Source organism: uncultured Nevskia sp. (genome assembly GCF_903885465.1).
In the GTDB taxonomy this organism is placed as follows: Bacteria; Pseudomonadota; Gammaproteobacteria; order Nevskiales; family Nevskiaceae; genus Nevskia.
In genome coordinates this window covers 1-12,408 of record NZ_CAISIQ010000344.1, presented here as the reverse complement: position 1 = coordinate 12,408, position 12,408 = coordinate 1, and the positions used below count along the sequence as shown (strand labels likewise).

Sequence of the window (12,408 nt, the reverse complement as noted above, 5' to 3'; positions counted from 1 at the left end):
GGGGTTTTTCATGTCCGCCCGAAGCTATCGGCGGCTTACTGGCAGCTCTTAACCTGCTGCGCCTGATAGCCCGGCAGATCGGCAGCATCGACACCGAACACGAAGATGTTCGAGTTCTGGTTGGCGAAGAAGTCGTTGTCGGACGTGACCAGCAAGGTGCGCTGGCCGGTCGGCAGGGTCGGGCCGAAGGCCAGGCCTTCGATCTTCTCCGGGAAGCTGGCGCCGGCCAGGCCAAACGCCGGGCTCAGCAGATCGATGAACGGCGTCTTGGTCAGCGGCACTACGCCGGCGGGAATCCCGGTCGCCGGCAGCGACTTGATGTTGCGGATGTCGCTGGCGCCGTTGATGTCGATCTTGAAGATACGCTTGAACTGCGCGGCAGCGCCGGCGCGGCCGTCACGCTCGATGACCAGGAACTCGTGGTCGTTGATCGCCAGGATTTCGTTGAGGCCATAGCTGGCAGCATCGAGCGGGTAATAGAACTCGCGCAGCGCGCCGGTCGCCAGGGTGATTTCGACCAGGCGGGAGTTGGTGCTGACGCGGGCATTGGTCGGGCTCAGGGCGCCGTCCTGGATCAGCGCGTTCTGCATCAGACCATAGAGCTTGCTGCCATCCGGGCTGATCGCCAGGCCTTCCATACCGCGGTTGGCCTGACGGCCGAACGCGTTGTTGCTCAGCTCGCTGGTCGGGTCGGCCGAGGCGGCATCGATCAGCAGCTTAGTCGGCAGCTTCACCGAGCCGGTGCGCTTGCCGGTGGCCAGATCGAACGAGTACAGGTACGGGCCGTATTCGTCGGAGACATAGGCGCTGGTGCCGCAGGCGTCGATGCGGATGCCTTCCGGATCGAAGCGCAGGCTGTCGGTCGAGCCGGTGGCGTCGAACGCGGCGTTGCTGCCGGTCAGCGGCTGGCCGGCTTCGTTGCTGAGCAGCAGGGTCTGGACGACCGCAGGCGTGAACTGGAAGGCGTTGGTGCCGTAGGGGGCGATCTGGCGCACGCCGATGTCGATGCGATAGATGCGATCGATGTAGCTGCTGTTGCCATCGGCCGGGCCGCGATCCGGCGTGGCGATGAAGCTCAGGCCGCGGCCGGTGTAGGTGAACGCCGAGCCGAAGCCGCCGATCTGGTTCTTCAGGGTGACGCCGTCTTCGAGCACGCCGGTCAGGCCGGACTGGTCGGTGGCGGTGCCGGAAATCGCGCCGGTGCCCAGCAGGGTCACGGCGGCAGCAGCGGTTTCGACATGCAGCACGCCGGCAATAGCCACGGCAAGCAGCGATCTGCGCAAAGCTCGGTTCATCGTCGGTTCTCCAGTTGAGGGATGAACCGCCGATGATGTCGATCGAACGTGAACGGCCGATGGCGATCGCGTTAAAACGTCGGTGCTAGGCGGCCTTGGTGAACGCCGCGAGACCCAGCACTTCCTCGACGCTGGTGACGCCTTCTGCCAGCTTCACGCAGCCGGCGATGCGCAGCGGCATCATGCCGTCCTTGAGCGCCTGCTGGCGCAGCAGCATCAGATCGGTGGTGGCGCTGATCGCGGCGTTCAGGGTCGCCGACAGCGGCATGATCTCGTAGATGCCGACCCGACCCAGATAGCCGGTCTCGCGACATTCCAGACAGCCCACCGGCGCGTAGATCTGCGCCGGCCGGTCGATCGGCCAACCGCCGCTGATCTCGGCCCAGCGCTCGGGCTCGATCACCGCAGCACGCTTGCAGTGCGGGCACAGCTTGCGCACCAGGCGCTGGGCGACGACGCCAAGCAGGGTCGACTTGATCAGATAACCCGGCACGCCCAGATCGAGCAGGCGGCTGATCGCGCTCGGCGCGTCGTTGGTGTGCAGCGTCGACAGCACCAGATGGCCGGTCAGCGCGGCCTGGATCGCAATCTCGGCGGTTTCCAGATCGCGGATTTCGCCGACCATGATGATGTCCGGGTCCTGGCGCATCAGCGCCCGGATGCCTTCGGCAAAACCCAGTTCGATGTTCGGCTGCACCTGCATCTGGTTGAAGCTGCCGTCGACGAGTTCGATCGGGTCCTCGATGGTGCAGACGTTGACCTGTGGTGTCGCCAGCTGCTTCAGCGAGGAATACAGCGTCGTGGTCTTGCCCGAGCCGGTCGGACCGGTGACCAGCACGATGCCGTTCGGCTGCTCGATCATCGCTGCCCAGGCCTTGGCCTCGGCCTCGTTGAAGCCAAGCTGGCGGAAATCCTTGACCAGCACTTCCGGATCGAAGATGCGCATCACCAGCTTTTCGCCGAACGCGGTCGGCAAGCTCGAGCAGCGAAGTTCGATCTCCTTGCCATCCGGCGAGCGAGTCTTGATCCGGCCGTCCTGCGGCTTGCGCTTCTCGGCGACATCCATGCGGCCGAGGATCTTGATCCGGCTGGTCACCGCGACCATCACCGGCGCCGGGATCTGGTAGACCTCGTGGAGCACGCCGTCGATGCGGAAGCGCACGTTGCCGCTGTCACGGCGCGGCTCCAGATGAATATCGCTGGCGCGCGATTCGAAGGCGTACTGCAGCAGCCAGTCGACGATATTGACGACGTGCGAATCATCGGCCGTCAGCTGGCCGCGGCGGCCGAGATCGGTGAGCTGTTCCAGCGAACGCGCGCTGCCGAAGTTGACCAGCTTGGCGCGCTCCTCGCCGCTGGCTTTCACCGAGCGAGCCAGCGCGTAGAACTCGACCAGATAGCGATCGATATCGATCGGATTGGCGACCACGCGCTTGATGTCGAGCTTCAGCGCCTGCTTCAGATCGTTGACCCAATCGAACACCCAGGGCTCGCTGGTGGCGATCGTCACCTCGCTGCCTTGCACCTTGATCGGCAGGATCTTCAGCCGCGACGCATAGGCATACGGCATCACCGTGGTGATCCGCGCGACTTCGATGCCCAGCGGATCGATGCGCAGATAAGGCAGCCCGGCGCGGCCAGCGAGCCATTGCATCAGCGCTTCCAGGGTCAGCTTGCGGCCCGGCTGCGTCGGGTTATCCCAGTCGCAGGCCGCGACCCGCACAAGCGGATGCCGGTGTTCGCCGCGCAGCAGCGGCTTGGCGAGCAACGCCTGCGCTGCCGCCGGCGAGCAGAGGCCATCGGCGATCAGGGTGGACAGCACCGTGTCGAGGTTCAGCGGGACATCAACACGGCGCGTGCTGGCGTCGGCTGCCTGCGGAGAATTGAGAGCGTTCATACCTCATACGCTAGCACTCAACAATCGGAGTTACACGGCGTGACGCCAGCTGGATCAGGCAATAGACTGATCGTTCGATTCGTTCGCCGAGGCGAACGGTATGCGCGATTACGATTGCGCGGAATTCATCAGCGGCGCGATGAACAGACCAAGGACGATGACGCATGAGTGACCAGAAGAACTTTGATTTTGTGATCGCTGGCGGCGGCTCGGCTGGCTGCGTGCTGGCCAATCGCCTGAGCGCCAGCGGCAAGTGGCAGGTCTGTCTGATCGAAGCCGGCCCGGCCGATTCCAGCCCGTTCATCCACATGCCGGCCGGCATCATTCCGGTGGTTCGCTCGAAGATCCTCAACTGGAATTTCTGGACCGCGCCGCAAGCGCATTGCGGCAACCGGCAGATGTACTGGCCGCGCGGCCGCACTCTGGGTGGCTCGTCGTCGATCAATGCCATGTGCTACGTCCGTGGCCACGCCTGGGATTACGACCACTGGGCCGGCCTGGGCAACGAAGGCTGGTCATACAAGGATGTGCTGCCGTACTTCCGGCGCATGGAGAATTTCGAGGCGATCGACAAGGTCGACGACGGCCGTTCGTATCACGGCAGTGGCGGGCCGCTGAACGTCGCCGAGCCGCGCTACCTGAATCCGCTGATGAAGGCCTTTGTTGCCGCCGGCCGCGAAGCGGGGCATGCGGTCACCGATGACTTCAATGGCGCGCAGCAGGAAGGCGTCGGCTATTACCACACGATGCAGAAGAACGGTCAGCGCTGCAGCAATGCGCGCGGCTTTCTCGATCCGGTGAAGGGCCGCGCCAACCTGACCGTGATCACCCGCGCCCACGTCGCGCGCGTGCTGTTCGAAGGAAAGCAGGCGGTCGGCGTGCGTTATCTGAGCGGCGGCCGCATTCACGATGTGCGCGCCAGCCAGGAAGTGATCCTCAGCGCCGGTGCCATCGGCTCACCGCAGGTGCTGCTGCTGTCCGGCGTCGGCCCGAAGGCGGAGCTGGCAAGGCACGCCATTCCGCAGGTGCATGAGCTGCCAGGTGTCGGCGAGAACCTGCAGGACCATCTCGACATCCACATCACGATGCGCGAGCGCACGCGGCATTCGATCAGCCTGCGGCCGCTGGGCTTGCTGAAAGGCGCCTGGGGCCTGATTCGCTATCTGTTCGGCCGGCGTGGCGAGCTGACTTCCAACTTCGCGCAAGCCGGCGGCTTCATCCGCAGCAACGCCGAGCAGACGGTGCCGGATCTGCAATGGCATCTGGTGCCCTTCGTCTACGCCAATCACGGCCAGAACCTGGCGCCGCTGTTCCGGCATTACGCCTACACCTTGATGACCTGCTTCCTGCGTCCGGAAAGCCGGGGCTCCTTACGCTTGCGCGATGCCGATCCGATGTCCGCACCCTTGATCGACGCCAACTATCTGGCCACCGAGCGCGACATGCAGGCTCTGGTCGAAGGCTTCAGGAAGGCGCGCGAACTGCTGGCCCAGCCAGCGATTGCGAAGCACGCCGCCGACGAGCTGGAACCGGGCCGTGCGGTGCAGAGCGATGACGACATCCGCGCCTACATCCGCGCCAAGTCCGAAACCGTCTACCACCCGATCGGCACCTGCAAGATGGGCCGCGATGCGATGGCCGTGGTCGACCCGCGTCTGCGCGTCCACGGGCTGACCGGACTGCGTGTAGTTGATGCCTCGATCATGCCAACCCTGATCGGCGGCAACACCAATGCGCCGACGACGATGATCGCCGAACGCGCTGCCGACCTGATCCTTCAGGATGCGGCGCTCGCGCGCAGCGTGCCAAACTACGAAGGCGCGACCGCAGCCGCTGTCGCCTGAACACAGACATGAACCGCCATGAGTCCAGGTTTCGCTTCCCGTTTCCATCACCTCGCCGCCCCGCTCGCAGCGGTGGCTGCGGTGCTGATGGCGGGCTGCGCCAGCCTGTCGATTCCGGGGCTGCCGGGCGGCGACGATAACGTCGAGGTCAGCGAGATTCGCCGCCTGATTTCCTGCGGCGGAAGCGGTGATGCGGCCGCCGTTACCCTGCTGGCCGATGAAGCCGCGCTGAGCAGTTGGCAGACGGCCCGCGGCGTCGATCTGATCGCGGCCGCGCCGGGCGGCGCTCTGCCACCGGGCCCGTTCGCGGTCGTCGAACATGGTGCTCGCGCCACCGGCGGTTATGGCTTGCTGATCAGCCGCCGCGCTTCCCAGCAAGGCCACGAACTGCGCCTGACCACGAGTTTCCTGAGCCCGAAGACTGGCGAAGTACGCAGCGATGGGCCGACCAGCCCTTGCGTACTGGTCAAGCTGCCGCTGGGCAACTACAGCCGGGTCAGCGTCGTCAATCCGTCCGGCAAGCGCCGTGCGCAATACCTGCCGCCGGTTCCGGGAGCGCCTGCCGCTGCGGTGCCGGCTGCGGCTGCTCCGGTTGCTGCTCCCGCGGCGCCTCCTGCAGTGGCGGAGCCTGCTCCAGTCGCTCCGATTGAGCCTGCTCCTGCGCCTGTGGAAACTGCGCCGATCGAGCCAGCGCCCGCCGAGCCCGTTCCGGCCCCATAAGCCTTATCACCTGCGGCACCCACAAGGAGTTTTCCTAGATGCTGCGTTTCCTGCCGGGCTGGCTGTCGGGCGTGATCATGATGGTGCTGCTGGCCGTCAACACGCTGTTCTGGGCCACGCCACTGCTGATCTTCGCGCTGCTGAAACTGATTTCGCCGATCCGCAGCCTCAGCGATCTGCTGTCGCGCGCCGCTGCCGCCAGCGGCCAGCACTGGGCCACCGTCAACACCCTGCTCGGCGATGCGCTGCTGCCGACGCGCTGGACGATTCGCGGTGTCGACAAGCTCGACATGAAGGGCCAGTACCTGGTCAGCTCCAATCACCAGACCTGGAACGACATCTACGTGCTGATGAAGGCTTTCGATCGGCGCGCGCCGTTCTTCAAGTTCTTCATCAAGCAGGAACTGATCTGGGTGCCGGTGCTCGGCCTGTGCTGGTGGGCGCTCGACTATCCGTTCATGAAGCGCTATTCGTCGAAATATCTGGCCAAGCACCCGGAACTGCGCGGCAAGGATTTCGAGACCACCAAGAAGGCCTGCGAGCGCTATCAGAACATTCCGGTGACGGTGCTGAACTTCCTTGAAGGCACCCGCTTCAGCAAGACCAAGCAGGCCGAAACCAAGTCGCCGTACATCCATCTGCTGAAGCCGAAAGCGGGCGGTTTCGCACTGACCATCGGCGCGCTGGGCGAGAACATCAATTCGCTGCTCGATGTCACCATCGTCTATCCGGGCGGCGCAAAGGGCTTCTGGGATTTCGTCTGCTGTCGAGTGCCGGAAGTGATCGTCGACGTTCGCCAGATCACCATCCCGCACGAGATGTATGTCGGCAGCTACGAGACCGACAAGCTGTTCCGCAAGCACATCCAGAACTGGATCGCCGATCTGTGGGCGCAGAAGGATCGCCGCATCAGCGAACTGCTCGCGGAGGCGGGCGCGGCTTGAGCGGCTGGCGGCGCGGTCTGCGCCGCTGGCTGCGTACCGCGCTTCCGTCTCTTTTCATCATCGGCACGATGAGCGCCTGTTCGCAGCTTCCCGGCGCGGCAGAACCTGCCAAGCCGCCGCGCTTCGACGATGGTCTGGCCAAGCTGTTTCCCGATGGGCCGCAGCCAGAAGCGCACGACTATCTCGTCGAAGGCCGCAGCATCCATTACCTGGTGATGCCGGGTGGTCCGCAGCGTGTGCTCTTCATCCATGGCACGCCCGGCAACTGGCAGGGCTGGCATCGCTATCTGGCTGATCCGCGTCTGCGCGAACGCGCCACCTTGATCGCCGTCGACCGTCCCGGTTTCAGCAATTCCGGCAGCGGCCAGATGGCGCCGGCGCTGGCCGATCAATCGCGCTTGCTGGCGCCTTTGCTTGGCAACGATGGCCACAAGACCTGGCTGGTCGGCCATTCACTCGGTGGCCCGATCGCCGCCAAGATGGCGATGGATTACCCGGAGCAAGTGGCCGGCGTGCTGATGCTCGCGCCGTCGATCTCGCCAGCGCTGGAGCGTCCGCGCTGGTTCAATCATCTGGCCGACACCTGGCTGGCGCGCTCGCTCAAAGGCACCTGGCTGCAGCGCCTGTTCGCCGACGATGACCTGTTTAACTCCAACGACGAGATCATGCCGCTGGTAGGCGAGTTGGCCGCCATCGAGCCCGACTGGGCGCGGCTGACGATGCCGTTGGTGGTGGTGCAGGGCATGAAGGACACCCTGGTCAGCCCGCGCACCGCCGAGTACGCCGAGCAGACCCTGCCGAGGCCGAACACGCGCGTGATCCGCTTGCCGGAGGACAACCACTTCCTGATCTGGAACGATTACCCGTACTGCTCGGCGCTGATCGTCGAACTGCTCGATCAGACGTCGCGGCCCTGAGCAGGGCCAGCGACGAAGGCCCGCGCTGCCGCTTCCAGATCGGCCATCAAGAGCGGATGTTCGGCACTAATAGCCGGCATTCGGGCGCGCCATCCGGCAGCCGCGTCGAGCAGCAACTGCGGCTTGCTGAGCCGCGCTGAAATGCGGGCCAGAGACTCGTCGATGCCGGCTTCCTCGCGATATGAACGCAGCAGCGCGGCGAAGCGCTGCGCATCCGGCGCCGGGCGATCGACCGCCAGTTGCCAGGCACCGGGATCAGCCACGGCTTTTGCGGCCCGCAGCGCGAACGCATCCAGCGGTTCTGGCATGGCAGGCCAGGCCAGGGCCATCGCGTGGTCGTGCAGCACGTCGAGCACGATGCCGGCATAGCGGCGCCGACCGTTGCCGAACGCCGCTCGGGCCTGCACCACCAGCGGATGAGCATCAGTCACCACATCGATCCGCCGATGCAGCGCGATCGAGCGCTCCAGCTGCGGCGGCAGCCGGCCATCGAGCCGGCCGCGCAATACATCACCGAGTACCGCGCCAGCCAGCGGCAGGCCAGCGCGTTCGGTCAGCCAGAGATGGGCGAGAAAATTCATCGCCGGAGTATGGCGGCCGTGCTCAGCACGCGGCGCCTCCGGCGATGAAAGCGGCGGCCTTCAGTTCCGCTTGCGGATCGCGCCGACGATGAACAGCAACACCACGGCGCCAATCAGCGCACCGATGAAACCAGCCGGTTCGCCCGGCTGATACAGGCCCAGCGCCTTGCCGCCGTAGCTGGCGACCGCCGAACCGGCGATGCCCAGCACGGTGGTCAGGATGATGCCCATGCCGTCATTGCCCGGTTTCAGGAAGCGGGCGACCAGGCCCACGACGAAGCCGATGAAAAGCGTCCAGATCATGGTGAAGCTCCGATTAGAGGAGGGCGAACTTTAGCCGCATCGGCGGCTGAACGGGCAGGGCTGGATGTTGCTGCCGCGGATCGCGTCAAGGCGCATTAAGCCTCAGTTCACCTCGAAACCGCGATTGTGATGCACCCAACAGATTCGCCCGGCTTCATCGATCCGTCGCCGTTTATTGCGACGTGCATCAACAAACGTCTGCGCCTGTCCGCCCAGACTCTGGCCATCGCGATATGGGCCCAAGGGCCTCCGCCCCCGAAAGGATTCATCACCATGCTTCGTTCATTCATTGCCGACGATATTTACCGTGTCACGCTGGGCAGCGATGCCATCGAACCACTGAGCCGCACCCTTGGCGAACACGGTCTGCGCCCGGATGGGACGCTGCGCCGCATGCATCGCGACGACGGCAGCGGTGTCTGGATGGCGCAGGTGCTGATCGATGGCAACACGCTGCAGCACGTCGCGCTGCAAGCGCGTCTGATGCTGATGCAGATCGACAACATCAGCGCGCGGCTGCGGGCCGGGCCGGAGTTGCCTGGCAGCGTCGGTGAGTGCGCGGTGGATTACGCACCGAACCCGCACTTCTTCGGCGTTGTGGCCTGAGCCGCACTCGAATCGTTCCCTGCATCGACAGAGACTCGACCTTCCCCCTGAACCTTCCCGGGTCAGCTGACCCCATCTGACCGCATCGGATGGTTCAACGTCGGTTTCTGTCTGATGGTGCGCGAGCCGGCTTGCCGGTCTCGCGCTTTTTTATGGCCGACGGACCGACTGCGATTCAGCGCTTGCTATCGTCGCTATCCGGCGGCGGAATCGCAGGCGGCGGCACCACCACCGCAACGCCAGCCTTGCCGGATTCGCCACGCTGCTTCGAGGCCGCATCCTGCAGCCCCTTTCGAATCTCCCGACCCACCGCGCGATTGAGACCGGACAACGCGCCGTAGACGCCATCGGTGATCGAGTCATGCACGCCGCGCACCAGCCGGGCCGATTCACGCGTCGCCGGTATCGAATCGAGGATGTTGAACGGAATCGCAGCGATGCCCTTGTGCACTTCGCGCACTACCGAGCTGCCGGCGGCGATCACCTGCTCGGCCGTCGCCTGGGCTTCCAGCAGGTTCTCCAACGTCGCCAGACGCTCGGCCTGCTCGCGGCCATCGGCCAGCGCCCGCTGCAGATCCGCTTCCAGCCGTTGCAGTTCGCGTTTGAGCTTGAGTGTGCGCAGGCCGACGGCGACCAGCAGGCCGATGGCGATGACCGGCGCAAGCAGCAGCGCCCAAAACAAGGGATCCGCGGATGCCTCGATCTGAGCCACTTCAGGCGCCATGAGTGGTCACCTGCGCGTCCACGCCCTGCGCCTTCAGCTGCTCGGCGATCTGCATCGCCGCACGTGAATAGACGATACGTTCGATCATCCGCGGCGCCAGCTTGGCTGCCGGGCCGGCCAGCGGCGTGTCACGCACGGCCAGCTCGAACGGGTTGAGGATTTCGATCTTGATCACCGGCCGCGCGCGGCCGGATGCCGGTGCCGGAGGCATCGACGCGCCTTCGCCGATCTGCGTATGCAGGGCGTCGACTCTCCGCTGCAGACGCAGCAGCGCCCAGCCGAGTGCGGCGGACAGCAACACCACGAGCAATGAAAGAATGGCCAGCAGGAGGCTCAAAAGGCATCTCCGAAAAGCAGGGCGGTGGCCGCTGCGAAGGGAAGGGGAAGCGCTGCCGATACAATAGCGCGGGCACCTCCCTATCCTCCATGCCATGTGCGGAATCGTCGGCGCTGTTGCGGCGCGTGATGTCACCCCGATGCTGATCGACGGCCTGCGCCGCCTCGAATACCGGGGTTACGACTCCGCCGGTGTCGCCCTGCTCACCGCCAGCGGCGTGCTGGATCGTCGTCGCGCGCAAGGCAAGGTGCAGAAACTGGCCGACGGCATTGCCGCTGATCCGATCTCCGGCCATCGGGGCATCGCTCACACCCGCTGGGCGACCCACGGCGTGCCCAGCGAGCGCAACGCCCATCCGCATTTCTCCGGCGATTCGGTTGCCCTGGTCCACAACGGCATCATCGAAAACCACGATGAGCTGCGCGACGAGCTGCGCGCCAAGGGCTATCCGTTCACCAGCGAGACCGATACCGAAGTCGTCGCCCATCTGGTTGCCGAAGAACTGAAAGCCACCGGTTCGCTGCGCGCGGCTGTGCAAGCTGCAATCAAGCGTCTGCACGGCGCTTACGCCATCGTGGTGATCTCGCCGAAGGACCCGGACTGCATCGTCGCCGCCCGCGCCGGTTGCCCGGTGGTCGTCGGTTACGGTGATGGCGAGAACTACGTCGCTTCCGATGTGCAGGCGTTGCTGCCGGTCACCCGCAGCTTCAGCTTCCTCGAAGAAGGCGATGTCGCCGAAGTACGCGAAAGCGGCGTCAGCATCGTCGACGCCCGCGGCCAGCCGGTGCAGCGCGCGGTGCGCGAATCGAGCCTGTCCGCCGATGCCGTCGAGCGCGGCGACTACGCGCATTACATGCTTAAGGAAATCTTCGAGCAGCCGCGCGCGCTGGCCGACACCCTGTCCGAACGGATCAGCGGCAAACGCGTGCTGGTCGCCGCACTCGGCCCGCATGCCGAAGCGCTGCTGCCGAAAGTGCGCAACGTCCATATCGTCGCCTGCGGCACCAGCTACCACGCCGGCCTGATCGCCCGTTACTACATCGAACAGGGCGCGGAACTGCCGTGCACCGTTGAAGTGGCCAGCGAATACCGCTACCGCAATCCGGTCGTGCCGAAGGACACACTGTTCCTCGCCATCTCCCAGAGCGGTGAAACGGCAGACACCCTGGCCGCACTCCGGGAAGCCAAGAAGCTCGGCTATCTGGCCACGGCAGCGATCTGCAACGTGCCGGAATCCTCATTGGTACGCGAAGCCGATCTGGTGCTGATGACCCGCGCTGGCCCGGAGATCGGTGTGGCCTCGACCAAGGCCTTCACCACCCAGCTCGCCGCACTCGGCATCCTCGGCGTGGCGCTCGCGCGTCACAACGGCATGAGCGCCGCGGTGGAGGCGCAGTACGTGCGCCAGATCGCCCACGTGCCGGAAATGATCGAGCGCACCCTGAAGCTCGAACCGCAGATCAAGGAACTGGCCAAGCACTTCGCTGACAAGCGCCACGCGCTATTCCTGGGCCGCGGCCCCACCTGGCCGGTGGCGCTCGAAGGCGCGCTGAAGCTGAAGGAAATCTCCTACATCCACGCCGAGGCCTATCCCGCCGGCGAACTCAAGCACGGCCCGCTGGCCCTGGTCGATCACGACATGCCGGTGATTGCCGTGGCACCCAACAACGCCCTGCTTGAAAAGCTCAAATCGAACCTCGAAGAAGTCCGCGCCCGCGGCGGCAAGCTCTACGTGTTCGCCGATCCCGAATCCGGCTTCACCGCCAGCGAAGGCATCGAAGTCATCACCATGCCCGAGCACATCACGCCGCTGCAGGCGCCGATTCTTTACACGATCCCGCTGCAACTACTGGCGTATCACGTGGCGCTGTTGCGGGGGACGGATGTTGATCAGCCGCGGAATTTGGCGAAGTCGGTGACTGTGGAGTAACTGCGTGGTGCTCTGCCATCACACCTTTTCTGGTCAACGGTGGTGCCGAACCCTGGGTTTTTATCGTCCAGGCATCAAGATGCCGGCATGGTTCCGCGGCATCGAGGGTATGTGCTGCATCCGTAGAACGCCTGACCAGCATTGGCACCTTGCTTGGCTATCCGGCGAGCCATTGGCGATCCACATTTTGGACAGGTGGGAGCTTCAGTGAGCGTGGCTGAATTAGAGTTCTGAGTAGGCGCTACCGCTATGGAGAGCACTGTCGTTGGTGATCGCCGCGACTGCAGGAGGTGGTTTGCATACACCAACT

General features: G+C 64.9%; 13 protein-coding genes. 6 read left to right on the top strand and 7 right to left on the bottom strand.

Annotation, left to right across the window (positions count from 1 at the left end; translation table 11 throughout):
• Positions 1-35: 35 nt before the first annotated feature.
• Together QZY06_RS13620 and QZY06_RS13615 are read right to left on the bottom strand one after the other, a co-directional pair.
• The gene (locus QZY06_RS13620; RefSeq protein ID WP_295685374.1) at positions 36-1,295 is read right to left on the bottom strand and encodes an esterase-like activity of phytase family protein; all 1,260 of its coding nucleotides are present in this window, start codon (positions 1,293-1,295) and stop codon (positions 36-38) included.
• Between the two features lie 85 nt (positions 1,296-1,380).
• On the bottom strand, positions 1,381-3,192 hold the full coding sequence (locus QZY06_RS13615; protein WP_295685372.1) for a GspE/PulE family protein: 1,812 nt from the start codon (positions 3,190-3,192) through the stop codon (positions 1,381-1,383).
• Between the two features lie 164 nt (positions 3,193-3,356).
• On the opposite strand from QZY06_RS13615, the gene QZY06_RS13610 reads away from it, so the two are divergent.
• From QZY06_RS13610 to QZY06_RS13595, 4 genes are read left to right on the top strand one after another with little or no spacing between them, the layout of a single operon-like run.
• Positions 3,357-5,036, top strand: coding sequence for a GMC family oxidoreductase (locus QZY06_RS13610; RefSeq protein WP_295685369.1), 1,680 nt, complete (start codon positions 3,357-3,359; stop codon positions 5,034-5,036).
• 18 nt (positions 5,037-5,054) lie between these two features.
• Positions 5,055-5,756 carry a protease complex subunit PrcB family protein gene (locus QZY06_RS13605; RefSeq protein WP_295685367.1) on the top strand — a complete coding sequence of 234 codons (702 nt, stop codon included), beginning with the start codon at positions 5,055-5,057 and terminating at the stop codon, positions 5,754-5,756.
• Positions 5,757-5,794: 38 nt separating this feature from the next.
• Complete coding sequence (locus QZY06_RS13600; protein WP_295685366.1) at positions 5,795-6,700, top strand: acyltransferase; 906 nt, start codon at positions 5,795-5,797, stop codon at positions 6,698-6,700.
• Positions 6,697-7,617 (top strand): alpha/beta hydrolase, encoded by a 921-nt coding sequence (locus QZY06_RS13595; RefSeq protein ID WP_295685363.1) that lies wholly within the window; start codon positions 6,697-6,699, stop codon positions 7,615-7,617. Before QZY06_RS13600 ends, QZY06_RS13595 begins: the two co-directional genes overlap by 4 nt.
• Here QZY06_RS13595 and QZY06_RS13590 read toward each other — a convergent pair.
• Together QZY06_RS13590 and QZY06_RS13585 are read right to left on the bottom strand one after the other, a co-directional pair.
• Positions 7,599-8,198, bottom strand: coding sequence for an ACP phosphodiesterase (locus QZY06_RS13590; RefSeq protein ID WP_295685360.1), 600 nt, complete (start codon positions 8,196-8,198; stop codon positions 7,599-7,601). The genes QZY06_RS13595 and QZY06_RS13590 overlap by 19 nt on opposite strands.
• 60 nt (positions 8,199-8,258) lie before the next feature.
• Positions 8,259-8,501, bottom strand: a complete 243-nt coding sequence (locus tag QZY06_RS13585) for a GlsB/YeaQ/YmgE family stress response membrane protein (protein WP_022978373.1) — start codon at positions 8,499-8,501, stop codon at positions 8,259-8,261.
• Positions 8,502-8,630: 129 nt separating this feature from the next.
• On the opposite strand from QZY06_RS13585, the gene QZY06_RS13580 reads away from it, so the two are divergent.
• The gene (locus QZY06_RS13580; RefSeq protein WP_295685356.1) at positions 8,631-9,107 is read left to right on the top strand and encodes a hypothetical protein; all 477 of its coding nucleotides are present in this window, start codon (positions 8,631-8,633) and stop codon (positions 9,105-9,107) included.
• Positions 9,108-9,282: 175 nt separating this feature from the next.
• Here QZY06_RS13580 and QZY06_RS13575 read toward each other — a convergent pair whose 3' ends face one another.
• Positions 9,283-9,831, bottom strand: a complete 549-nt coding sequence (locus tag QZY06_RS13575; protein ID WP_295685353.1) for a hypothetical protein — start codon at positions 9,829-9,831, stop codon at positions 9,283-9,285.
• A complete protein-coding gene (locus QZY06_RS13570) occupies positions 9,821-10,168 on the bottom strand; it encodes a hypothetical protein (RefSeq protein ID WP_295685350.1) in 348 nt (115 codons plus the stop codon). Before QZY06_RS13570 ends, QZY06_RS13575 begins: the two co-directional genes overlap by 11 nt.
• Positions 10,169-10,262: 94 nt before the next feature.
• Here QZY06_RS13570 and glmS point away from each other — a divergent pair, with 94 nt between their 5' ends.
• Positions 10,263-12,098 carry a glutamine--fructose-6-phosphate transaminase (isomerizing) gene (glmS, locus tag QZY06_RS13565; RefSeq protein WP_295685347.1) on the top strand — a complete coding sequence of 612 codons (1,836 nt, stop codon included), beginning with the start codon at positions 10,263-10,265 and terminating at the stop codon, positions 12,096-12,098.
• A gap of 74 nt (positions 12,099-12,172) precedes the next feature.
• On the opposite strand, the gene QZY06_RS13560 is transcribed toward glmS, so the two are convergent.
• On the bottom strand, positions 12,173-12,358 hold the full coding sequence (locus QZY06_RS13560; RefSeq protein WP_295685377.1) for a topoisomerase DNA-binding C4 zinc finger domain-containing protein: 186 nt from the start codon (positions 12,356-12,358) through the stop codon (positions 12,173-12,175).
• Between the last annotated feature and the right edge of the window lie 50 nt (positions 12,359-12,408).